Source organism: Knoellia subterranea KCTC 19937 (genome assembly GCF_000768685.1).
Taxonomy (GTDB): domain Bacteria; phylum Actinomycetota; class Actinomycetes; order Actinomycetales; family Dermatophilaceae; genus Knoellia; species Knoellia subterranea.
Map to the genome: position 1 here is coordinate 171,614 of NZ_AVPK01000004.1, position 20,508 is coordinate 192,121.

The 20,508-nt window shown below is 68.8% G+C and carries 23 protein-coding genes and 1 pseudogene; 13 read left to right on the forward strand and 11 right to left on the reverse strand.

The window, feature by feature from the left end:
• Positions 1-33: 33 nt before the first annotated feature.
• Together N803_RS08645 and N803_RS08650 are read right to left on the reverse strand one after the other, a co-directional pair.
• Complete coding sequence (locus tag N803_RS08645) at positions 34-1,149, reverse strand: GNAT family N-acetyltransferase (protein ID WP_342666687.1); 1,116 nt, start codon at positions 1,147-1,149, stop codon at positions 34-36.
• A complete protein-coding gene (locus N803_RS08650) occupies positions 1,146-1,946 on the reverse strand; it encodes an HAD-IIA family hydrolase (protein WP_035904234.1) in 801 nt (266 codons plus the stop codon). The genes N803_RS08645 and N803_RS08650 overlap by 4 nt, the downstream gene beginning before the upstream one ends.
• A 29-nt stretch (positions 1,947-1,975) precedes the next feature.
• Between N803_RS08650 and fumC the strand changes: the two genes are divergently transcribed.
• Positions 1,976-3,391 (forward strand): class II fumarate hydratase, encoded by a 1,416-nt coding sequence (fumC, locus tag N803_RS08655; RefSeq protein ID WP_035904235.1) that lies wholly within the window; start codon positions 1,976-1,978, stop codon positions 3,389-3,391.
• A gap of 4 nt (positions 3,392-3,395) precedes the next feature.
• Here the strand turns inward: fumC and N803_RS08660 are convergent, their stop codons facing one another.
• Entirely contained in the window at positions 3,396-3,827 is a 432-nt protein-coding gene (locus N803_RS08660; protein ID WP_035904236.1) for a DUF5990 family protein, read from the reverse strand.
• Positions 3,828-3,889: 62 nt separating this feature from the next.
• On the opposite strand from N803_RS08660, the gene N803_RS08665 reads away from it, so the two are divergent.
• Positions 3,890-5,710, forward strand: a complete 1,821-nt coding sequence (locus tag N803_RS08665; protein WP_035904237.1) for an alpha-amylase family glycosyl hydrolase — start codon at positions 3,890-3,892, stop codon at positions 5,708-5,710.
• Between the two features lie 140 nt (positions 5,711-5,850).
• On the opposite strand, the gene N803_RS08670 is transcribed toward N803_RS08665, so the two are convergent.
• Positions 5,851-7,191, reverse strand: a complete 1,341-nt coding sequence (locus tag N803_RS08670; protein ID WP_035904238.1) for an aspartate aminotransferase family protein — start codon at positions 7,189-7,191, stop codon at positions 5,851-5,853.
• Positions 7,192-7,479: 288 nt separating this feature from the next.
• Here N803_RS08670 and trxA point away from each other — a divergent pair, with 288 nt between their 5' ends.
• The gene (gene trxA, locus N803_RS08675; protein WP_035904241.1) at positions 7,480-7,869 is read left to right on the forward strand and encodes a thioredoxin; all 390 of its coding nucleotides are present in this window, start codon (positions 7,480-7,482) and stop codon (positions 7,867-7,869) included.
• A 104-nt stretch (positions 7,870-7,973) separates the two neighbouring features.
• Positions 7,974-8,909, forward strand: a complete 936-nt coding sequence (locus N803_RS08680) for an SGNH/GDSL hydrolase family protein (RefSeq protein WP_052112074.1) — start codon at positions 7,974-7,976, stop codon at positions 8,907-8,909.
• Between the two features lie 122 nt (positions 8,910-9,031).
• Here the strand turns inward: N803_RS08680 and N803_RS18300 are convergent, their stop codons facing one another.
• A complete protein-coding gene (locus N803_RS18300; RefSeq protein ID WP_156969710.1) occupies positions 9,032-9,205 on the reverse strand; it encodes a hypothetical protein in 174 nt (57 codons plus the stop codon).
• An 82-nt stretch (positions 9,206-9,287) separates the two neighbouring features.
• Here N803_RS18300 and N803_RS08685 point away from each other — a divergent pair, with 82 nt between their 5' ends.
• The 3 genes from N803_RS08685 to N803_RS08695 all read left to right on the forward strand — a co-directional run bounded on the left by N803_RS08685 (position 9,288) and on the right by N803_RS08695 (position 11,650).
• Positions 9,288-10,199 carry a LysR family transcriptional regulator gene (locus tag N803_RS08685; RefSeq protein WP_035904242.1) on the forward strand — a complete coding sequence of 304 codons (912 nt, stop codon included), beginning with the start codon at positions 9,288-9,290 and terminating at the stop codon, positions 10,197-10,199.
• 105 nt (positions 10,200-10,304) lie between these two features.
• A complete protein-coding gene (locus N803_RS08690; RefSeq protein ID WP_035904243.1) occupies positions 10,305-10,655 on the forward strand; it encodes a PadR family transcriptional regulator in 351 nt (116 codons plus the stop codon).
• Complete coding sequence (locus N803_RS08695; RefSeq protein ID WP_035904244.1) at positions 10,652-11,650, forward strand: permease prefix domain 1-containing protein; 999 nt, start codon at positions 10,652-10,654, stop codon at positions 11,648-11,650. Before N803_RS08690 ends, N803_RS08695 begins: the two co-directional genes overlap by 4 nt.
• Positions 11,651-11,724: 74 nt before the next feature.
• Here the strand turns inward: N803_RS08695 and N803_RS08700 are convergent, their stop codons facing one another.
• On the reverse strand, positions 11,725-12,075 hold the full coding sequence (locus N803_RS08700) for a DUF952 domain-containing protein (protein ID WP_035904245.1): 351 nt from the start codon (positions 12,073-12,075) through the stop codon (positions 11,725-11,727).
• A complete protein-coding gene (locus N803_RS08705; protein WP_035904246.1) occupies positions 12,072-12,467 on the reverse strand; it encodes a PPOX class F420-dependent oxidoreductase in 396 nt (131 codons plus the stop codon). The genes N803_RS08700 and N803_RS08705 overlap by 4 nt, the downstream gene beginning before the upstream one ends.
• A gap of 39 nt (positions 12,468-12,506) precedes the next feature.
• On the opposite strand from N803_RS08705, the pseudogene N803_RS08710 reads away from it, so the two are divergent.
• Positions 12,507-12,995 (forward strand): annotated as a pseudogene (locus tag N803_RS08710) (N-acetyltransferase family protein); the annotation flags it as partial.
• A gap of 146 nt (positions 12,996-13,141) precedes the next feature.
• On the opposite strand, the gene N803_RS08715 reads toward N803_RS08710, so the two are convergent.
• On the reverse strand, positions 13,142-13,567 hold the full coding sequence (locus N803_RS08715) for an endonuclease I family protein (protein ID WP_211253491.1): 426 nt from the start codon (positions 13,565-13,567) through the stop codon (positions 13,142-13,144).
• Between the two features lie 301 nt (positions 13,568-13,868).
• Between N803_RS08715 and N803_RS08720 the strand changes: the two genes are divergently transcribed.
• From N803_RS08720 to N803_RS19015, 3 genes are all read left to right on the forward strand, one after another.
• Positions 13,869-14,459: a carboxymuconolactone decarboxylase family protein gene (locus N803_RS08720; RefSeq protein WP_035904249.1), complete on the forward strand. Its 591-nt coding sequence runs from the start codon at positions 13,869-13,871 to the stop codon at positions 14,457-14,459.
• Between the two features lie 11 nt (positions 14,460-14,470).
• Complete coding sequence (locus N803_RS08725; RefSeq protein ID WP_084764337.1) at positions 14,471-15,358, forward strand: RNA polymerase sigma-70 factor; 888 nt, start codon at positions 14,471-14,473, stop codon at positions 15,356-15,358.
• Positions 15,359-15,584: 226 nt separating this feature from the next.
• Positions 15,585-15,824 (forward strand): TetR/AcrR family transcriptional regulator, encoded by a 240-nt coding sequence (locus tag N803_RS19015; protein WP_281174988.1) that lies wholly within the window; start codon positions 15,585-15,587, stop codon positions 15,822-15,824.
• A 48-nt stretch (positions 15,825-15,872) separates the two neighbouring features.
• On the opposite strand, the gene N803_RS08735 is transcribed toward N803_RS19015, so the two are convergent.
• Entirely contained in the window at positions 15,873-17,975 is a 2,103-nt protein-coding gene (locus N803_RS08735; RefSeq protein ID WP_035904254.1) for an NAD(+) synthase, read from the reverse strand.
• 13 nt (positions 17,976-17,988) lie between these two features.
• The gene (locus N803_RS08740; RefSeq protein WP_035904255.1) at positions 17,989-18,483 is read right to left on the reverse strand and encodes a DoxX family protein; all 495 of its coding nucleotides are present in this window, start codon (positions 18,481-18,483) and stop codon (positions 17,989-17,991) included.
• A 98-nt stretch (positions 18,484-18,581) separates the two neighbouring features.
• On the opposite strand from N803_RS08740, the gene N803_RS08745 reads away from it, so the two are divergent.
• A complete protein-coding gene (locus N803_RS08745) occupies positions 18,582-19,139 on the forward strand; it encodes a TetR/AcrR family transcriptional regulator (protein WP_035904257.1) in 558 nt (185 codons plus the stop codon).
• Positions 19,140-19,171: 32 nt separating this feature from the next.
• Positions 19,172-20,218 carry a Y-family DNA polymerase gene (locus tag N803_RS08750; protein WP_035904258.1) on the forward strand — a complete coding sequence of 349 codons (1,047 nt, stop codon included), beginning with the start codon at positions 19,172-19,174 and terminating at the stop codon, positions 20,216-20,218.
• A gap of 1 nt (position 20,219) precedes the next feature.
• Here the strand turns inward: N803_RS08750 and N803_RS08755 are convergent, their stop codons facing one another.
• Positions 20,220-20,480: a hypothetical protein gene (locus tag N803_RS08755; RefSeq protein WP_052112075.1), complete on the reverse strand. Its 261-nt coding sequence runs from the start codon at positions 20,478-20,480 to the stop codon at positions 20,220-20,222.
• Between the last annotated feature and the right edge of the window lie 28 nt (positions 20,481-20,508).

Sequence of the window (20,508 nt, forward strand, 5' to 3'; positions counted from 1 at the left end):
TCGTCGCTGCCCTCCTCATGTGCGAAGTCACCATCAGTCGCGGGTGGTGATGTCGCGATGCCAGGACTCGGTCTTGTGTGCCGTGACCCACCCCATCGAGAGATAGAGACCGTCCGCTCCGGTCGGGGAGTCGGCATCCACCTCGAGCCCGACGCGGTTGCGTCCACGTTCGGCCGCATCGCGAATCACGCTGTGCAACAACGCTTTCGCCACCCCACGACCTCGCGCGTCGCGGTGCACGCCGATGTAGTCGACATAGCTGCCCTCGACGCCGGAAGCATCCGGCTTGAGGATCGACGACACGAGTGCCCCTCCCGGCACGACCTCGCTGGTAACGCCCTCTGCGCCGTCGCCGTCAACCTCGATCTCGGCGATCCACCAGTGGTCCCACCGGTGGCCGGGGTCCTCGCGCAGTCGGGTCAGGAACTCGGGGAAGGACTCCCGATAGCTGTTGAAGTGGTCGGCGAACGACTCCTCGAGCATCCGGTGCACTGTCTGCAGGTCGGCCGCGACGGGCAATCCGTTGTCGTGCTTGGCCACTCGCCGGATCGTCACGCCCTCGCGCGGGCCGGGCAGGGCGCCCGCCTCCGCCTCATCCGCACTCACCGGTCGCGACATCTGCAGCCAGGTTCGGGTCTGGCGATAGCCGGCGGCGGCCAGCCAGCGCCGCTGCCGCGCATCGTCGGCATAGGCGCTCGCGTCCAGCTGCGTCCCCGGGAGGTCGCGTCCAGCGGCAAACACGCGCCCGGCATCCTCGACCCACGCGAACAACACTGACGCCAACCGATCGGCGTCCGCCTCGGACAGCCCTTCCACCGCCACGAGGACCTCGAGCATCGTGCGCCCGCCGGCTCGGTCGTGCACGGATGCCCACCCGAGGATCGTGTTGTCGGCATCGGTCACGACCGCCTGGTGCTTCGTCCACGACCCGGTCCCGGCGACGTTGCTCTCGACGAGGTCGGGGTCGACCGAACCCGAGCCCTTCGCGGCCACCTGGTGCGCCTCGGTGAGAGCGATCAGAGCCGGCACGTCGTCACGTGAGGGGACGCGCGCGACCCAGCCGGACGGCATACCCGTCAGGTCGGGCAATCCGCTCTGGTGCGGCGGAATCTCGGTCTCGGACAACGGATCTGGTGTCTCTGACGTCATGCGATGGGTCCTCTGGACTCGACGATGGGGACAAGGTCGGCGATCGAGTCCATCACAGCGGTGGGCCGATAGGGAAACAGTTCGATGGCTTCGGGACGCGTGGAGCCGGTGAGGACGAGGGCTGTTCGCAGCCCGGCTTCGAGGCCGGAGACGATGTCGGTGTCCATGCGGTCGCCGACCATGACCGTCGTTTCGGAGTGGGCATCGAGGCGGTTGAGGGCGCTGCGCATCATGAGCGGGTTGGGCTTGCCGACGTAGTAGGGCTGGCGGCCGGTCGCCGCCGAGATCAGCGCCGCGACCGATCCCGTTGCGGGGAGCGTCCCCTCGTGCGACGGGCCGCTCACGTCGGGGTTCGTCGCGATGAAACGGGCGCCGCGTTCGATGAGCCGGATCGCCTGCGTGATCTGCTCGAACGAATAGGTGCGCGTCTCGCCGAGGACGACGTAGTCCGGCGTGCGGCTCGTGAGGATGTAGCCGACGTCGTGCAGTGCCGTCGTGAGGCCGGCTTCGCCGACGACGTATGCCGTGCCGCCCGGTCGCTGGTCCGCGAGGAACTGCGCGGTCGCCATGGCCGAGGTCCAGATCGACTCCTCGGGGACATCGATGCCGCTGGCCAACAGCCGCGCCCGCAGGTCGCGAGGGGTGTAGATGGAGTTGTTCGTCAGCACGAGGAAGGGCCGCTCGTGCGCGCGCAGGGCAGCGATGAAGTCCGCTGCTCCCGGGATCGCGTGCTCCTCGTGGACGAGGACGCCATCCATGTCGGTGAGCCAGGTCTCGATCGGATGCGGCTCTGTCATTCCGCCATTGTGGTGCCTAACGTGGAGCCATGGCGGAACCCCAGCACAATGGCACTGCACACCGGACCGAGTCCGACACGATGGGCACCATCGAGGTCCCGGCCGATGCCTACTGGGGAGCACAGACCCAGCGGAGCATCGAGAACTTCGACATCGGGCGCGACACGTTCGTGTGGGGGCGGCCGATGATCCGCGCGCTCGGCATCCTCAAAAAGGCTGCGGCACAGGCGAATGGCGAGCTGGGCGAACTCCCCGCCGACGTCGCAGACCTCATCGTGCGCGCGGCGGACGACGTCATCTCGGGGTCCCTCGACGACCAGTTCCCGCTCGTCGTCTTCCAGACCGGCTCGGGAACGCAGTCCAACATGAACGCCAACGAGGTCGTGTCGAACCGCGCCATCGAACTCGCCGGCGGTGAACGCGGCTCCAAGTCGCCCGTCCACCCCAACGACCACGTCAACCGTGGCCAGTCGAGCAACGACACTTTCCCGACGGCCATGCACATCGCCGTCGTCCTCGAGATCGTCGAGCGGTTGGAGCCGGCGGTCGCGGAGCTGCGCGCAGTCCTCGATGGCAAGCGGACGGCGTACGCCTCGGTCGTCATGGTCGGCCGCACGCACCTCCAGGACGCCACGCCGGTGACCCTCGGTCAGGTCTTTGGCGGATGGGTCGCCCAACTCGATGACGCGACGCAAACCATTGCGTATGCCGTGGAGTCGGCTCGCGCTCTCGCCATCGGTGGGACGGCGGTCGGGACGGGGCTCAATGCCCATCCGCGTTTTGGTGAGCTCGCGGCCGAGAAGATCGCGGCCGAGACCGGGCAGGCGTTCCGTCAGGCACCCGACCTCTTCGCAGCACTGTCGGCGCACGATGCCCTCGTGAACGCCTCGGCCGGTCTCCGGACCCTCGGTGGAGCGCTCATGAAGATCGCCAACGACGTCCGTTGGTATGCGAGCGGTCCGCGAAATGGATTGGGGGAGTTGAGGATTCCCGAGAACGAGCCCGGCTCGTCCATCATGCCCGGCAAGGTCAACCCCACCCAGTGCGAGGCCCTGACCATGGTCGCGACCCGGGTCTTCGGCAACGACGCGACGGTGGCGTTCGCGGGGTCGCAGGGCAACTTCCAGCTCAATGTCTTCAAGCCCGTGATGGCGCACGCCGTGCTCGAGTCGACTCGGCTGCTCGCCGATGCCGTCCGGTCGTTCACCGTCCACTGCGCGACAGGGATCGAGCCGAACGAGGAGCGGATCGAGGCCAATCTCGCGAGCAACCTCATGCTCGTGACGGCCCTCAACCGGCACATCGGCTACGACAAGGCGGCGGCCATCGCCAAGAACGCCCACAAGAAGGGGCTGTCGCTCCGCGAGTCGGCCCTTGCCTCGGGCGACGTCACGGCCGAGCAGTTCGACGAGTGGGTCGTCCCCGAGGACATGACCCACCCCTGACCCGTCAGCGCTCGCTCGCGACGAGGCGCCAACGGATGGCGGGTGGTCGAACGGCGGCGCACACCGGCCCGCCTCGGGCGTCGACGAGTGACAGCCGCCCCTCGAGCACCGCGTCGGGTCGGGCATCGAGCATGTCCGCAGGGTCGAGCACGCCGAGCATGAGCTTGGCCCGCCGGTCGAGGACGAAACCGTCCCCGTCGTCGTGCCCCCAGCTCAGATAGAGGAAGCGCTCGCCCTTGCGGCCCTGGACCCAGGGCCCCCGGTAGTCCACCCCCTCGGGCGTCACCACCACGTCGAGCTCGGCCACGAACGTCATGGACGACCCGGCGACTGGGCGAGGCGACTCGACGACCCGGCCACGCGGCATACCGACAAGAACGGCGCGCCCGCCGACAACGGGATCGGGCAGCGGTTCTCCGACGATGCGGACCTCCATGGCGACATCCTCGCAACGGGACGCACGTGGCGGAGCGCTACGCGCGGACTAGGTTGATCGCCATGGACTTCACCGCTCCCTCACCCCACGGCGGCATGGGCGCCATCCCGGTCGACGACGGCGTGACGTTTCGCGTCTGGGCCCCGAACGCGCAGCATGTCTGGGTCATCGGGGACTTCAACGGATGGGACAGCGGCAACAACCCGCAGTTCGAGCGTGACGGTGACAGCTCGTCCGGGACCTGGTCGGTCCACGTGCCGGGGGTGCGCGCCGGGCAGGAGTACCAGTTCCAGGTCGACACCGGCTCCGAGGTCGTGTGGCGTGCTGACCCCTACGCCCGTCAGATGACGAACAGTGTGGGCAATTGTGTTGTGTACGAACCGAATTCGTTCGACTGGGGTGAGAACGACTTCCGTATGCCGGCGTGGGACGACGTGGTCATCTACGAGTTGCACGTGGGCACCTTTGGTGGCGGCGACGCCGGCCCCCGGGGGAGTTTCGAGTCCGCGATCGGTCGCCTCGGGCACCTGAGCGACCTCGGTGTCTCGGTCATCCAGGTGATGCCGCCGTTCGAGTACGCCGGTGACATCTCGTGGGGCTACAACCCCAGTCATCTCTTCGCCGTCGAGTCCGGTTATGGCGGGCCCGACGCGTTCAAGGCCTTCATCAAGGCGGCGCACGAGCACGGCATGGCAGTCATCGTCGACGTCGTCCACAACCACATCGGCCCATCGGACCTCGACCTGTGGCGCTTCGATGGGTGGTCCGAGAACGACGGTGGCGGCATCTACTTCTACAACGACTGGCGCGCAGCCACGCCTTGGGGCGCGACTCGGCCGGACTACGGGCGGCCCGAGGTGCGCGGCTTCCTCCGTGACAGCGCGCTGCTCTGGCTCGAGGAATTCCACTGCGACGGGCTGCGATTCGACGCGACGAACTACATCCGGTCCGTCACGGGTGGGACATGGGACGGGGGAGCGGCGATCCCCGACGGTGCATCGTACCTGTCATGGCTCACCTCGGAGATCCGGAGCCGCCAACCGTGGAAGCTGCTCATCGCCGAGGACCTCCAGAACGACCCCGTCGTGACGACGATGACCGAGCAGGGCGGCCTCGGCTTCCACGCGCAGTGGGACGCCGGCTTCGTCCACCCGGTCCGCCAGGCACTCACCGAACTCAGCGACGAGGACCGCAATGTCGAGGCAGTCGCGGCCTCCATCGACGGGGCGGGGCGGGGCCCGGCCGGCACGCGCGTCATCTACACCGAGTCGCACGACGAGGTCGCCAATGGCAAGACCCGCCTTCCCGAGGCCGTGGCGCCGGGCGACGCCGACTCGTGGGCGGCGAAGAAGCGGGCGGCCCTCGGGTTCGTCACCGTCATGTGCTCGCCCGGCATCCCGATGATGTTCCAGGGGCAGGAGTTCCTCGAGGACCGTTGGTTCGACGACTCCGTCGCGCTCGACTGGGGCAAGTCCGAGGCCAACGCCGGCATCGTTGCGCTGCACCGCGATCTCATCCGCCTGCGCCGCAACGCCGACAACGTGAGTCGTGGCCTGCGTGGGTCCGGCGCGAACTTCCTGCGCGTCGACAACGGCGCAAAGGTCATCGCCCTCCACCGGTGGGCCGAGGGCGGGGCGCACGACGACACCCTCGTCGTCCTCAACTTCTCGACGCAGGTCTACGGCGAGTTCGCCGTGGGCTTCCCGGCGCCGGGGGAGTGGAAGGTCCGCTTCAACTCCGACTCCCCGCTCTATGCCCCCGAGTTCGGTGGAGTCGACGCGTTCGACGTCGTCGCGGACGGCCCGCCGATGGACGGGTGCGAGCAGAGCGCCGTGCTCACGCTCGGCCCCTACAGCGCCATCGTCCTCACCCGCGAGTCCTGAGCCGGTCTCGACGTGCCCCCGCGGAACGTGGGGCCCGTCGCGAGACGTCACGAGTTCTCACTTCGCTTGACCGCGGCGATCAAGCGGAGTGAGAGGAACCCACTTCAGGCGGGAAAGTTGGGGCTGGTGGGGTGGGTCAGTCAGTCGCGGCAGTAGCCGTCGGCGACGGTGAGGGCGGCGTCGAGCTTCTCGAGGCCCTCGCGCATCTCGGCCGCGGTCGTCGTGCAGGGCGGCACGACATGCGTGCGGTTGAAGTGGACGAACGGCCACAACCCCTGCTCGCGACAGGCGGCAGCAAAGGCACCCATCGGAGCCGCAGCCGGGCCCGACGCATTGAACGGGACCAACGGCTCACGGGACTCCCGAGACCGAACCAGCTCCACGGCATACATGAATCCGACGCCACGGACCTCGCCGACGGACGGGTGCCGCGCGGCGATCTCCTCCAACCCGGGCCGCAGGATCGTCTCCTCGACGCCGCGTACGTGCTCGAGGACGCCCTCCTCCTTGAAGATGCCGATCGAGGCGACGGCCGACGCGCACGCCAGGGGGTGCCCGGAATAGGTCAGCCCTCCCGGGTAGGGCCGATCGGCGAAGGTCGCTGCGATCGCAGCCGAGATGACCACGCCACCGAGCGGCACGTAGCCCGAGTTGACGCCCTTGGCGAAGCAGATGAGGTCGGGCGTCACACCCCAGCGGTCGATGGCGAACCACTCACCGCACCGGCCGAACCCGGCCATGACCTCGTCGGCGATGAAGACGATGCCGTGCTCGTCGCAGATCTCGCGCACGCCGGCGAGGTAGCGATCCGGCGGCACGAGAACGCCATTCGTCCCCACGACGGTCTCGAGCATGATCGCGGCGATCGTCGACGCGCCCTCGACCATGATCGTGTCGCGCAGGTGCTGCAGCGCCCGCGTGCACTCCTCGGCCTCGGTCGTCGCGTGGAACGCCGAGCGATAGAGGTAGGGCCCCCAGAAGTGCACGATGCCGGGCACCGACGGTTCCGACGGCCAGCGCCGCGGCTCACCCGTCGCCGAGATCGCCCCCGCGGTGGCGCCGTGGTAGCTGCGGTAGGTCGTGAGCACCTTCTGCCGCCCGGTGTGCAGTCGCGCCATGCGCATGGCGTTCTCGGTCGCCTCGGCGCCACCGTTGGTGAAGAAGACGGAGTCCAGGTCGCCGGGCGCCAGTTCGGCGATGAGCCGCGCTGCCTCGGAACGCACGTCGTTCGCGTAGGCCGGCGAAACCGTGAGCAGCCGCCCCGCCTGTTCCTGGATCGCGGCGACGAGTTTCGGGTGCTGGTAGCCGATGTTGACGTTGACGAGTTGGCTCGAGAAGTCGAGGTACTTCGTCCCGTCGGCGGTCCAGAAGTGCGATCCCTGCGCCCGGCTGATCTCCGGCGGCGAGATCTGCGCCTGCGCGGACCAGGAGTGGAAGACGTGCTTGCGGTCGGCGTCGGTGGTGCTCACCCTCGGCAGCATATGGCGGTGCTTCCCGTCGCGTGGGCGCTCGCAGCGGCGCGCATCACATTCTCGAAACCTTTTCAACAACCCTTGGTTGTCGCTAGGCTGGCAGAAGCCGGGCGCGCGTCGTGAACCCCTGTACCGACGCGCGCCCTTGGCATGTCCCGGGGGCGGGTGCGGTTTTCGGGTGGGTTCGGCCAGACCGATTGCGTATGCCGTCCGCCCGCCTCGGATGATCCGAGCGACTTCCGGTGTTGTCATGCTGGAGAACGACACGACCCACCCCCAAGTTCCAGGAGTTCACGCATGGCCACTGTCGAGCTGACCGCCGACACCTTCGAGAAGACCGTCACGGGCAACGACATCGTGCTGGTCGACTTCTGGGCCGACTGGTGCGGCCCCTGCAAGCGGTTCGCGCCCGTGTTCGAGGAGGCGTCCGAGAATCACCCGGACGTCGTCTTCGGCAAGATCGACACCGAGGCGGAGCAGCAGCTCGCCGCCGCGGCCCAGATCACCTCGATCCCCACGCTCATGGCGTTCCGCGACTCGATCCTCGTCTTCTCCCAGCCCGGCGCCCTGCCCGGGCCGGCGCTCGAGGGCATCATCGAGAAGATCAAGGAGCTCGACATGGACGACGTGCGTGCCCAGGTCGCGCAGGCGCAGGCCGCCCAGGGTGGGACCGCTCCGCAGGCCTGACCTCGCTCCGGGCCGACCCGCCCGTCCGGTCGAGTGAGAGAACTCGCTGTCCAGCCACGCGCTGGCGCGGCGAGTTCTCTCCTTTCGACTGCTTGGATGGGCGGATGCCGCACCCGTACGTCGCACTCGGAGACTCGTATGCCGCGGGCGTCGGGGGTGGGGCCCGGCGCAGTGAGTGCTGGCGGGCCATGGACGGCTACCCCGTGCTGGTGGCCCGAGCCCTCGGACTCGACCTGGCCTACGAAGCCTGTCTCGGCGCGACGATCCGAGACGTCGAGCGGAAGCAGCTCTCCGCGCTGACGCCCGCCACGTCCCACGTCTCGCTCACGATCGGTGGCAACGACGTGGGGTTCACGCCGGTCCTCATCGAGTGCGCGAAGCCGTCCTGGATGGGGGACTCGGACGCGGCCATCGATGCGGCGCTCGCGACGCTTCGGACCGAACTGCCGTCACGGCTGGCGGGCGTTCTCGGGCGCATCACGCAGGGTGCGCCGACGGCGGAACTGGTGCTCACGGCATACCCCGTGTTGTTCAACGGCGATGACTGCAACGCGCTGACGTTCTTCAGCCCGCACGAGATGCGGCGGCTGGAAGCCGGCGTGGACGAACTCGCCGGCGTCATCGGTGCGGCCGCCCGCGATGCCGACGCGCAGTTCGTCGATCCGCGGGCGGCGTTCGACGGCCACGCGATCTGTGACGCGCAGGAGTGGCTCAACGGTGCGTCCTGGCCGCTCGAGGTGTCCTTCCACCCCAATGGGATGGGGCATGCGGCCTACGCGCGACTCGTGCTCGACGCCTTTGGTCGTGGCGACAGTGAGCTGGGTCGGGAGCGGGACATCGCCATTGCCGAGCGTCCCTCGGCCCGAGGCGAGGCGCCGACCTTCGGGCTGCCCGACCTGCTCTCGGCGGAGAGTCTCGACGGTGCGCGTCGGCACGGTCTCGACCCGGATCACGTCGAGCGACTCGTGCGGGAGGAACGCCACGACGAGCTGCACGCGCTCGATCGTCAGGTGAGGGCCCGGCTCGGGCAGCGTGACTGACGCCCTGAGCCGCCACCCCCGCGGCGGGGGCAAAAGAATCAGCGCTGAACCGAGAGCGGTTCAGCGCTGTGGGGGTGGTGCATCGGCGCTCGTGAGAGCGCGGTGACGTGCCCGATGGAGGCTCAGATGGAGCGGTTGACCTGCTGGAACTGCGAGGCGACCATGAGCTCGTGGCTGGCGCGGGTGCTGTCCATGTCGACGACGGTGGACCAGCCGGACGTGCCGGGGCGACGGAAGTTGCGGAGCTTGTCAGCGATGCGGTGGGCGGTGGAGAGCGTGTGCGTGCGAGGGATCATGGAGATAATGATCCAGCGTTCAACTCCTTAGCACAACGTGACTTTACTTAGCGGTAATTAAGCCATGCTTTAGAGTTGTGGGATGCTCGATCCGCATCGGCTCAGTGTGTTCCGTTCCGTCGTCGCCGGCGGGTCCGTGCAGGCCGCGGCCGACAACCTCGGCATGACCTCCAGCGCCGTCAGTCAGCACCTCAGCGCGCTCGCCCGTGAGACCGGCCTGACGCTCTTCCAGCGCGCCGGGCGAGGCATCGCCCCCACCCAGGCGGCCCTCGAACTCGCGGCCCAGAGCGAGGAGGCCATGAGCCAGTGGGGGCGCCTCGACTCCGTCGTCGCCGACCTGCGCGAGGGGCGCAGTGGTCGGCTGTCCGTCGGCTACTTCAGCTCGGCGGGCGCGGCCTGGATGCCGGCGCTCATCAAACGGCTCACCTTCGAGCACCCGGACCTCACCGTCGACCTCGTCCTCAACGAGCTCGCCAGCCGCAACATCACGCCGGACATCGACGTCGTCATCGATCCTCCCGAGGGGGGAGGTCGCGCGGGCTATCGCCACGTGCCGCTCGCGAGCGATCCGTTCGTGGCGGTGGTCCCGGCCGAGCACGAGCTGGCCAAGGTCCGTTCGATTCCCCTCGCCGACGTGCGTGGTGAGACGTGGGTGTCCAATGACCTTGCGGGAAGCCTCGGCCACCGGATCGTCGTATCCGCCTGTGCCGCAGCGGGATTCACGCCGCGGTTCCGGGTGCAGGCGCAGGAGCACTTCTCGGCCATTGCGTTCGTCGCGGCCGGAGTCGGCATCTCGATCATGCCGCGCCTGGCGGCCCGTTTGCTGCCGCCGGAAGTCACGCGCATCCGGGTCACCGACCCGACCCCCGTGCGCGAGATCTCCGCACTCGTCCGCGAAACGGCGCGCCCCAACCCGTCGGCGCAGCGCCTGCTCGAGATGCTCCTCGAGCTCAACGCCCACCCGACCCGTCGCGGGCGGTCCGCCGACGCCTGAGCTGCGCTGAGGAAGGTCTGAGCGACGCCTGAACCACGCTGGCCTCGGCCGCACGCAAACATGTGCCATTGACGATGCTGTGTCACACACACTATGGTGTGATGCATGGACGAAGACCTCATCGCAGGACACCTGCAGGAGCTCCGCAGGGGAACCGTGGTGCTCGCCTGCCTGACGACGCTGGCGCAGCCGCGTTATGGCTACGCCTTGCTCGAGACCCTCGCCGAGGCCGGTTTCGCGGTCGAGGGCAACACGCTCTACCCACTGCTCCGCCGACTCGAGAAGCAGGGCCTGCTGACGAGCGAGTGGAACACCGACGAGGCGCGGCCACGCAAGTTCTATCGGGTCAGCCCCGACGGCGCCGCCGTGCTCGACCAGCTCATGACCGAATGGCGATCGCTCGACGCGGCGATCGGCTCCCTCGACGGGGCCGCCGACAGAGGAGACACACGATGACTGCCAGGAACAACACCAACACCAAGACCAAGAGCACGCTCGCCGACCGCTACATCCACACGGTCACGCGGCACCTGCCCACGGACGGCCGAGACGATGTCGCCCGCGAGCTCCGCGGAACCATTGCCGATGCCGTCGACGACAAGACGGCGGGCGGCCTCACCCCCGAGGACGCAGAGCGTGAGGCCGTGACCGAGCTCGGCGACCCGATCACGCTGGCGCGCAGTTATGGCGGGCGGCCGGGCTACCTCATCGGGCCGGGCATCTATCCCGACTACATCCGGCTCATGCGGGTCCTGCCCGCGATCGTCCTCCCACTCGTCCTCGTCGCGAACTTCATCGCGAAGGCCACGACGAGCGACGAGCACTGGGGTTCGATCCTGCTCGAGGCGTTCCTGCTCATGCTCTCGGTCGCGGTCCACCTCGCCTTCTGGGTGACGGTGACTTTCGCGATCATCGAGTGGTCCCGTCCCGAGGAGGAGCGCAACCGCCCCCTCGACTCGTGGAACCCGGACCAGCTGGCCGAGGTCCCCGGTCGTGGTGTCGGCCTCGGCGAGACGATCTTCGGCGCGGTCTTCGCAGTGGCGCTCGCAGCCATCGTGGCGTGGCAGTTCGGCGGAGTCGGCGGCAACGCCATCCAGGTCCTCAACCCAGACGTGGACACGGTCTGGCAGGTCGCCCTCGTGGTGCTCATCGCACTCGATGCGGTGCTCGCCGTCCTCGTGTGGCGTGCCGGCCGGTGGACTCCGGTCCTCGCGGCCCTCAACGTCGCGACGAACGCCGCCTCCGCAACGCTGTTGCTCTGGTTGCTCAGCCGCGACGAGCTGCTCGTGGCAGATCTGCCGGGCCAGCTGGAGGAGAAGTTCGGCTGGTCGGCCGACTGGTCGGTACCCGTCGGCCTCGTGGGCGCGGGCATCGTCGTGGTCGCCGCGTGGGAGGCGATCGACTCGATCGTCAAGGCCCGCCGCGACGCCGGTGGTGCGGTCCGCTCCTGAGTCCTGACGTCAGCAGACAGTCCATTGCGTATGCCGGGAGCTCACCGCTCCCGGCGTACGTCGGGAGCGGTCTGTCAGGAGGGCTGGCCGTGGGGCGGGTGGAGGAGTTTCGTGGCGATGACGGCCGAGGGGTTGAGTGGCCCGTAGACGTGGGGGAACTCCTCACCCGTCTCCGGGTTGCCGACCTCGCGGACGAGCGGCGACTCCAGCAGCGTCGGGTCGATCGTCAGGCGGACGAGGTCGTGCGGGACGGCGGCGTAGAAGTTCGCGAGGACGAAGTCGAGCTGCTCCTCATCGCAGCAGTGGATGAAGCCCTCCTCCTCCAGGGACCGGCCGAGCGTCGACTCGGTGAAGGTCCCCTCCGCCACGGCCCGCTCCCACGTCTCGGGCGCGGTGACATGAAAGATGACCGGGGTGGCGCTCACTTCTGCGTCACCTTGTCGATCGACATGACGAGGATGACCCGGTCCGCCTTGTCCGGCGGGACGGGCGTGTCCGGATCGCCGTACCGCGCGCCGAGCACCGGATAGAACGCGCCCTCCGGGTCCGGCACGACCTCGGCCAGGCGCCCGCGCACCTCGATGAAGCGGAATGGGTTGTCCGGGTCGATGACCTCGAGTGCCATGCCGGGGTTGGCCTGCAGGTTGCGGAACTTCGCCCGCTTGTTCGTGTGCGTGAAACGCAACGTGTTGCTCTCCTCGTCCCACAGGAACCACATTGGGTTGACCTGTGGTGAGCCGTCGCGACGCACCGTCGCCAGATGGCCGTAGTTCGGGTCGCGCAGCAGGTGGGCCAGGGCCTCGGGAACGGTCGCCATGGAACCCAACCTACGCGTCCGGCATACCGGCGTAGTTTCGCCACCATGACGACTCGCATCCGCGAAGCCACGCCCGACGACATCCCGGCGATCCTCGACCTCGTCCACGCGCTCGCGGTCTATGAGAAGGAACCCGATGCCGTCGAGGCGACGGAGGAGCACTTCCTCGCGGCGCTGTTCCCGACCGAGGGGACGCCGACGACGTTCGCCCACGTTGCCGAGGTCGACGGGGAGGTCGTCGGCATGGCGGTGTGGTTCCTCAGCTTCTCGACCTGGACCGGACGCAACGGCATCTGGCTCGAGGACCTCTTCGTCCAGCCCGAGCACCGGGGGAGTGGGCTGGGGCGCGAGCTCCTCGCGAGCCTCGCCGCGCTCTGCGTCGAGCGCGGGTACACGCGGCTCGAGTGGTGGGTGCTCAACTGGAACGAGCCGTCGATCGGCTTCTACCGCAGCCTCGGCGCCGTCGCGCAGGACGAGTGGACGACGTTCCGCCTCGACGGCGACGTCCTCCGCGACCTCGGCACCTGAACCCCTGCCTTGTGTGCCTCAGCGGTCCCGTTTTGGGACCGCTGAGGCACACAAGGCAGGAGGTATGCCGTCCTGTCACCTTCGACTTCTTGCGCTGTTGGGACAACTCGCTGGCGCTCGCCGTCCCAACAGCGCAAGAAGTCGGGTCAGGGCCAGATGGACGTGACCCACTCGGGGTGGTCGATGAAGGGGTTGCGGTTGTGCTGCCACTGGGCGTGGATCCGCTCGTTGCGCCGCTTCTCGAAGGCGTCCGGCGGGTCGCCCGCACTCCACGCCTTGAGAACGGAGAGCATGCCGATGTAGGGAGCGGTGTTGTTGTTGACCGACTCGTTCGGCTCGAGGTTGGCGAAGCCGTCACCACCCTCGTAGCGGACCGCCATGTAGAAGATCATCCGGGCAACGTCACCCTTGACCGAGTCGCGCGGCTCGAACGAGTCGCCGTCGCGCCAGCAGTCCGAGCACTGGTTGACCGCCGAGCCGCCGTTGTCGAAGTCGAGGTTGCCGCGGTCCGAGTTCACCGTGACGTCCTCGGGGCGGAGGTGGTGGACGTCGGTGCCGGGCCCGGGCCGCAGTGGCCGATCGGGCCGTGACGGCGGTGAGCGCGAGGACGGTCAGGAGGGCAGTCACGAGGAGCGCGACGACAGTGGTGGCAGGCATCGAGGTGCGCATCGAGGTGCGCGACGCAAGGGGCGCGGTGGTGGGCATGGCGCTGAGCCTGCACCCGGCATACGCCGAGGTGGGCAAAGGCGAGGTGTGCGTTCGGCAAGGGTTTCGCAAAGTCGACCACCGCGTCCTGTCACAGGCCAGCGCCGGGCGGCGTCTTCATGTCAACAGGGCGCCAACCCGGCAGCCCGCCGCACGAAGGAGACGACGATGGACGCTCGCATCCCCGCAGCCGAGGTCACCGGGGTCAAGGGCTGGCTCGTGAAGAGGATGACGAAGCGCATCCTCGGCCAGACGCCCGAATCGATCGGCGTCATGTGGCACCACCAGAAGATCTTCATGGACCTCGGCGGCATCGGGCGCAAGGTCGAGTCCTGGGACGAGCTCGACAAGAACCTTGCGACGTATGCCGTCATGGCGGCTGCCGCTCGGATCGGCTGCAGCTGGTGCCTGGACTTCAACTACTTCATGGCCCACAACAAGGGGCTCGACGAGACCAAGGCCCGCGAGGTACCGCGGTGGCGCGAGTCGGACGTGTTCACGCCGGTGGAGCGGCGCGTGCTCGAGTACGCCGAGGCGATGTGCGAGACCTCGCCGACGGTCACGGACGAGCTGTCGGCGTCGCTCCTCGAGGACCTCGGTGCCGCCGGGCTCATCGAGCTCACCGCGCGGGTCGGGTTCATGAACCTGTCGGCGCGGAGCAACGTCGCGCTCGGCATCCACAGTGAGGAGTTCGCCGCGGCGTGCGGGCTCGCTCCACTCGCCGCACCGGCGAGTGCGCCCGTAGCCTCGACCGCGTGAGCAACCGCGAGATGCGCGACGAGGAGAGGGGCGAGGACCCGTTCACGACGCACCGGAGCCTGCTCTTCACCGTGGCCTACGAGATGCTCGGGTCCGCCGCCGACGCCGAGGACGTCGTTCAGGACGCGTGGCTCAAGTGGTCCAAGGTCGACGCCACGACGGTGCAGGATCCGCGCGCCTACCTCGTACGGATCGTCAGTCGCACGGCCCTCGACCGACTGCGCGCGGTGTCGCGCCGGCGTGAGGAGTACGTCGGTCCGTGGCTTCCCGAACCGCTGCTCACGTCGCGCGACGTCGCCGAGGACGTCGAGCTCGCCGACTCGGTGTCGGTCGCGATGCTCCTCGTCCTCGAGACGCTGTCGCCAACGGAGCGGGCGGTGTTCGTCCTGCGCGAGGTGTTCGGGTTGGACTACGACGAGCTGGCGGAGGCGGTCGACAAGAGCGAGTCAGCGGTGCGGCAGATCGCGCACCGGGCACGATCCCACGTCCACGCCCGCCGACCCCGGGTCGACGTGACGCGGCGCGAGGCCGAGGTGGCGGTCTCGGCCTTCCGCTCGGCCCTCGAGACGGGCGACCTCCAGGCGCTCGCGGACATCCTCGCGCCGGACGTCGTGGCGCTCGCCGACGGTGGTGGAGTCAAGCAGGCCCTGCCCCGCCCGGTCCACGGGCGCGACAAGGTGTCGCGGCTCTTCACGGCAGGGTTCGCGCAGTTCCCGGGGGCGATCACGTTCGAGCCCCTCGAGCTCAACGGCTGGCCCGCCCTGCTCGTCCGTCTCAATGGCGAGGTCGACAGCGTCTTCGCGTTCGCCGTCGAGGACGGGCGCATCACGGGCAGCTACGCCGTTCGCAACCCGGCCAAGCTGTCGCGCCTGCTCGCCGAGACGCACCTGTCTCGCTGAGACGAACCCTGACGGCCTTTGTGTGTATGAGGCCACGCCGGAGCGTGGGCCCATACACACAAGGCCGATAGGGGGCCGGACAGCGGGTTGCCGAGGAGCATGAGCAGGGCGGCGCCGAGCCCGATTCCGGCAGCGCCGAGAATGCGCTGGAGCCCGAGGATGGCGAGGAGGCCGGCCGCGATCGTGGCAGCCATGGCTCCGGCCTCGCCGAGGTAGTTGCCATCGAGTGTGCCGAACCAGAAGTCCAGGACGGCGGCGAAGGCGAGTCCCGCGACGACGCTGTAGATGGCGGCGGAGCTCAGCTGGATCCGGAGACGCGAGGAGAACCGCCTCACAACTCATCGGCATCGCCATGTTCCGGCACGTGCTCGGCATCGAACCGCACGCCAGCCTCCCGCGCGAGCGGATCGTGGCCATCGTCGGGCCGACCGTGCAGCACTACCTCACAGGCGACCTCGGCGGCTGAACCGGTCCGCGGAAGGCGGGCGGACGGCATACCGAAAGAGTGGGTGCCCTAGCCCTTCGGAACGTTGCGTTCGATCTCGGCCAGCCACGCCGCCGACGAGACGTCGGACGGCATGCGCCAGTCACCGCGAGGCGACATCGTGCCGCCGGAGACGACCTTGGGCCCATTGGGCAGTGCGCTGCGCTTGAACTGGTTGGCGAAGTAGCGCTTGACGAAGACTTCCAGCCAATGACGGATCGTCGCGAGGTCGTATGCCGGCCGCTCACCTTCGGGGTAGCCCGCCGGCCAGTCGCCGGTCGCCGCGTCGGACCACGCCTGCTCGGCGAGGAAGGCGATCTTGCTCGGACGGTAGCCCCGGCGAAGGACGTGGTAGAGCGTGAAGTCCTGCAGGGCGTACGGGCCGACGGAGTCCTCGGTCGACTGGATCTTCTCGCCCTTTTTCGTGGGGACGAGCTCGGGGCTGATCTCCTGGTCGAGGATCTCGGTGAGGGTGTCGTTGACTGACTCGCCGCCGCTGCCTTCTCCGTCGAACTGGCCGCTGCTCACGACCCAGCGGATGAGGTGCTGCATGAGCGTCTTGGGCACTCCGGTGTTCACGCCGTAGTGGCTCATCTGGTCGCCGACGCCGTACGTGCACCAGCCGAGGGCGAGTTCGGACAGGTCTCCGGTGCCCAGGACGATGCCGCCGCGCTGATTGGCCGCGCGGAAGAGGTAGTCGGTGCGCAGGCCGGCCTGGACGTTCTCGAACGTGACGTCGTAGACCTCCTTGCCCTCGCCGGCCGGGTGGCCGAGGTCCTTGAGCATCTGGGTCGCAGCCGGTCGGATGTCGAGCGTCTCGAAGGTGATGCCGAGGCTCTCCATGAGGTGGATCGCGTTGCTCTTGGTGCCGTCGGACGTCGCGAACCCCGGCATCGTGAAGCCGATGATGTCGGTGCGCGGGCGACCCAGCCGGTCCATCGCCTTGGCCGCGACGATGAGGGCGTGGGTGGAGTCGAGGCCACCGCTGACGCCGATGACGATCTTGGGCTGCCAGTCCTTCGTCGAGATCGCGCGAAGCCGCTGTTCGAGCCCGGAGACCTGGATGTTGTAGGCCTCGTAGCAGTCCTGTGCGAGGCGGGCCTCGTCGTCGGGGACGAACGGGAAGCGGTCGACCTTGCGCCGCAGGCCGAGGTCACCCGTGGGCGGGTCGAGTTCGAGTGCGATGACGCGGAACGCCTCTCCGCCGGGCTCGCCGATGCCCTCGACGCGACGGTTGTCGTCGAAGCTGCCCTGGCGGATGCGCTCCTGACGGAGGCGGTCGAGGTCGACGTCCACGACAGTCGCCTGCGGTCCGGACGGGAAGCGCTCGGTCTCGCCGAGGAGGTCTCCCATCTCGTAGACCATCGTCATGCCGTCCCACGACAGGTCCGTCGAGGACTCACCCTCGCTCGCCGCGGCATAGAGGTAGGCCGCGTTGCAGCGAGCGCTCGCGGAGCGGGCGAGCAGGTGGCGGTCATCGGCCCGGCCGACGGTGATGGGGGAGGCGCTGAGGTTGAGCAGCACGGTCGCCCCGGCGAGGGCCGCGCGGTGGCTCGGCGGGATCGGGACCCACATGTCCTCGCACACCTCGACGTGGACGGTGAGGCCCGGGACGTCGGTGACCTCGAAGAGCAGGTCGGTGCCGTAGGCGATGTCACCGTCCTCGTCCGCTCCGGGCCAGTGCGGGCGATTGATGAGGGTGTCGACGGCGTCGTCCCCGGCGGCGAACCAGCGCTTCTCGTAGAACTCGCGGTAGTTCGGCAGGTAGGACTTCGGTGCGACGCCGATGACCTCGCCGCCCTGGATGATGACCGCGCAATTGAGGAGCCGGTTGCCGATGAGCAGCGGCGCCCCGACGACGACGATCGGGCGCAGGGAGGCTGTCGCCTTCGCGAGCGCCACGATCGCCGCGTCGACCTCGTCGAGGAGCACGTCCTGCATGAAGAGGTCATCGATGGCGTAGCCCGAGATGCCGAGCTCCGGGAAGAGCGCGACGGCGACGCCGTCCTTGTGGAGGGCCTTGGCCTGCTCGAGGGTGGCCTCGACGTTCCTGGCCGGGTCGGCCATGAAGACCGGGAGGGTGCAGGCGGCGACGCGGGCGAATCCGTGCGCGTAGGCGTTGCGGAAGTCCATGCCGCCGAGTCTGTCAGAGGCGGGCGTCCGTCAGGGTGCGACCCGACCCGGTGCCGGCCCCCGCGCTGGGCCGCCCGGTGCGGCGTCCGCGGATCTCCACCCACGTGAGGTAGCCGGTGGCGGTGAGGAAGACGATCTGGAGCAGCGTGCGCGGCAGGAGTTGGTCGTGCCAGGGGATGTCTTCTCCTGAGAGGGCCAATTGCACGTTCGCCGGGAAGAGTGCGAAGAGCGTGAGGAAGAGGCCTCCCGCGGCAGGCAGGCGCAGTCGGTCGAACCACAGGCCGACCGCTCCCGCGATCTCGAGGATTCCCGAGATCGTGACGAGCAGCCCCGGGTTGGGGAGGGCTGGCGGCACCATGTCGATGAGCTCCTGCCGCATGCCGACGAAATGCACGACGCCGGTGAGGAGGAACATCGCCGTGACTCCGGCGCGGACGGCGAGGGGGAGGTCGCGACGCCATGCGTACGTCGCGAGGGTGACGGCCACGAGGGCGATGAGCGGTTCCATGACGGTCTCCTGGGGATGCGTTGAAATCTTTGCAGTGGCTAGATTGCCGTGATTGCAATGAACTTGTCAATGGAAAGATTCCCGCTAGGCTGCAGGGCATGGCACCGGACGGCTCTCACCACGGCTACCACCACGGGAATCTGCGCGATGCCGTCGTCGCCGGCGCGGTCGAGGCGATCGGACGCTCGGGCGTCGTCGCGCTCAGTCTGCGTGAGGTCGCGCGGGCAGCCGGCGTCTCGCACACGGCACCGGCACACCACTTCGGCGACAAGACGGGAGTGCTGACCGCCGTTGCGGCACAGGGCTATTCACTGCTTGCGGACGCCCTTGCCGCTCCGTCCGTGCGGTCTCTCGTCGATGCCGGGGTGGCCTATGTCGAGTTCGCCGTGGCGCATCCCGCGCACTTCGACGTGATGTTCCGACGTGAGCTCCTGCGGTGGGACGATGCCGACCTCCTCCGCGAGGGCCAACGCGCTCGCCAGGCACTGCGTGCGGCGCTCGCCGACGGGGGACCGGTCGATGAAGCCGCGGCGTGGTCGGTCGTCCACGGCTTCGCCACCCTGTGGCTCACCGGCGCCATCCCCGACGACGGCACCGATCTCGGGGACGACCCGGCAGTGGCCGCGCGGCGAGTCCTCGAGTCCCGCTTCGGCTGAGTCCTGTCGGTGGCCGGTGCGACCGTGGAGCCATGCTCATCCATGCCGACGCCGACGCGTTCTTCGCGTCCGTCGAACAGCGCGACCACCCGCACCTGCGCGGGGTGCCGATGGTCGTGGGTCCGCAGGTGGTCGCCTGTGCGAGTTATGAGGCCCGAGCGCTGGGCGTTCATGCCGGTATGCCGTTGCGTCACGCCCTGCGCCGCTGGCCCGAACTGCGGGTGGCCGAGTTCCGGGGCGAGGTCTACGAGGCGGTCAGTGCCGAGCTGATGACGATGTTCCGGGACGTCACTCCGCTCGTCGAGCCCGGCTCGATGGAGGAGGCGTTCCTCGACGTGACGGCTCTCGACGGGGGAGGGCAGGACGACGCAGCCGCCCACGAGGCCGGCCGCATCGCGGCCCACCTGCGCGAACGCGCCCGGCGCGAGCTCGGCCTGCCTGTGTCGGCCGGTGTCGCTCGGGCCAAGCTCTTCGCCAAGCTCGCCAGCCGCCGGGCCAAGCCGGACGGCCTCGTCGTCGTCGATGCGGCCACCGAGGCGCGAGTCCGTCCCCGGCTCCCCGTCGCCGACCTCTGGGGCGTCGGCCCGGCCACGACAGCCAAGCTGCACGAGGCCGCCATCGTCCACGTCGCCGACCTCGCAGGGTGGACCGTCGAGGGTCTCGTCGAGCGCCGCGTCGCCAAGGCCATGGCGAAGAACCTTCTCGCCATCCGTGACGGCGTGGATGACGCCACCATCAAACTGCCCGGACCGCGCAAGTCGATCTCGTCCACACGCTCCCTCGGTCGCGCCACGCGTCAGCGCTCGATGGTCGAGAAAGCATTGCAGGACAACGTCCTTCGCGCGCTCGATCGCCTTGGTGAGGATCCGCGTGAACCCACTCGCCTCGACGTCCACCTACGCTTCGACGACCAGTACGCCGTCATCCAGCAGGGCCACCTCGATGAGCCGACGCGCGACCCGACCACGCTCGTGGGTGCGGCGCTCGCGGCACTGGAGCGGACGGCATACGAAGAGGATGGGAGGGGAGTCGCGATGGTGGGTGTCTCCTTCGCACTCCCCTCACCCCCGCAGGACTGAGTCAGGCGCGCCAGGTCTCGCCCCAGCTGAGGTAGGCCGACGTCCACGGCCGGTCCGGGATGTCGTAGTTGACGACTGCACCCGGCAGCGAGCGACCGGCGACCGAGATCTGGCCGTGCGCGCACGGACCGACGACGAAGTTGAGCGACTCGATGCGGCCCCCGAGCTCGAATTCGGGCACGTCGACCCACCGCCGGTCGAGCACGCCGCTCATGCGCACCGTGATGTCGCCGGCGCGGGCGACGAGGCGACCGGCTGCCATGTCGAGGTCGAAGCTGACGTGCTGCCGA

Coding starts and splice junctions, on each gene's coding strand:
- N803_RS08645 (WP_342666687.1), bottom strand. CDS start 1,149: ATGACGTCAGAGACACCAGATCCGTTGTCCGAGACCGAGATTCCGCCG.
- N803_RS08650 (WP_035904234.1), bottom strand. CDS start 1,946: ATGACAGAGCCGCATCCGATCGAGACCTGGCTCACCGACATGGATGGC.
- fumC (WP_035904235.1), top strand. CDS start 1,976: ATGGCGGAACCCCAGCACAATGGCACTGCACACCGGACCGAGTCCGAC.
- N803_RS08660 (WP_035904236.1), bottom strand. CDS start 3,827: ATGGAGGTCCGCATCGTCGGAGAACCGCTGCCCGATCCCGTTGTCGGC.
- N803_RS08665 (WP_035904237.1), top strand. CDS start 3,890: ATGGACTTCACCGCTCCCTCACCCCACGGCGGCATGGGCGCCATCCCG.
- N803_RS08670 (WP_035904238.1), bottom strand. CDS start 7,191: ATGCTGCCGAGGGTGAGCACCACCGACGCCGACCGCAAGCACGTCTTC.
- trxA (WP_035904241.1), top strand. CDS start 7,480: ATGGCCACTGTCGAGCTGACCGCCGACACCTTCGAGAAGACCGTCACG.
- N803_RS08680 (WP_052112074.1), top strand. CDS start 7,974: ATGCCGCACCCGTACGTCGCACTCGGAGACTCGTATGCCGCGGGCGTC.
- N803_RS18300 (WP_156969710.1), bottom strand. CDS start 9,205: ATGATCCCTCGCACGCACACGCTCTCCACCGCCCACCGCATCGCTGAC.
- N803_RS08685 (WP_035904242.1), top strand. CDS start 9,288: ATGCTCGATCCGCATCGGCTCAGTGTGTTCCGTTCCGTCGTCGCCGGC.
- N803_RS08690 (WP_035904243.1), top strand. CDS start 10,305: ATGGACGAAGACCTCATCGCAGGACACCTGCAGGAGCTCCGCAGGGGA.
- N803_RS08695 (WP_035904244.1), top strand. CDS start 10,652: ATGACTGCCAGGAACAACACCAACACCAAGACCAAGAGCACGCTCGCC.
- N803_RS08705 (WP_035904246.1), bottom strand. CDS start 12,467: ATGGCGACCGTTCCCGAGGCCCTGGCCCACCTGCTGCGCGACCCGAAC.
- N803_RS08720 (WP_035904249.1), top strand. CDS start 13,869: ATGGACGCTCGCATCCCCGCAGCCGAGGTCACCGGGGTCAAGGGCTGG.
- N803_RS08725 (WP_084764337.1), top strand. CDS start 14,471: ATGCGCGACGAGGAGAGGGGCGAGGACCCGTTCACGACGCACCGGAGC.
- N803_RS08735 (WP_035904254.1), bottom strand. CDS start 17,975: ATGGACTTCCGCAACGCCTACGCGCACGGATTCGCCCGCGTCGCCGCC.
- N803_RS08740 (WP_035904255.1), bottom strand. CDS start 18,483: ATGGAACCGCTCATCGCCCTCGTGGCCGTCACCCTCGCGACGTACGCA.
- N803_RS08745 (WP_035904257.1), top strand. CDS start 18,582: ATGGCACCGGACGGCTCTCACCACGGCTACCACCACGGGAATCTGCGC.
- N803_RS08750 (WP_035904258.1), top strand. CDS start 19,172: ATGCTCATCCATGCCGACGCCGACGCGTTCTTCGCGTCCGTCGAACAG.
- N803_RS08755 (WP_052112075.1), bottom strand. CDS start 20,480: ATGGCAGCCGGTCGCCTCGTCGCCCGCGCCGGCGACATCACGGTGCGC.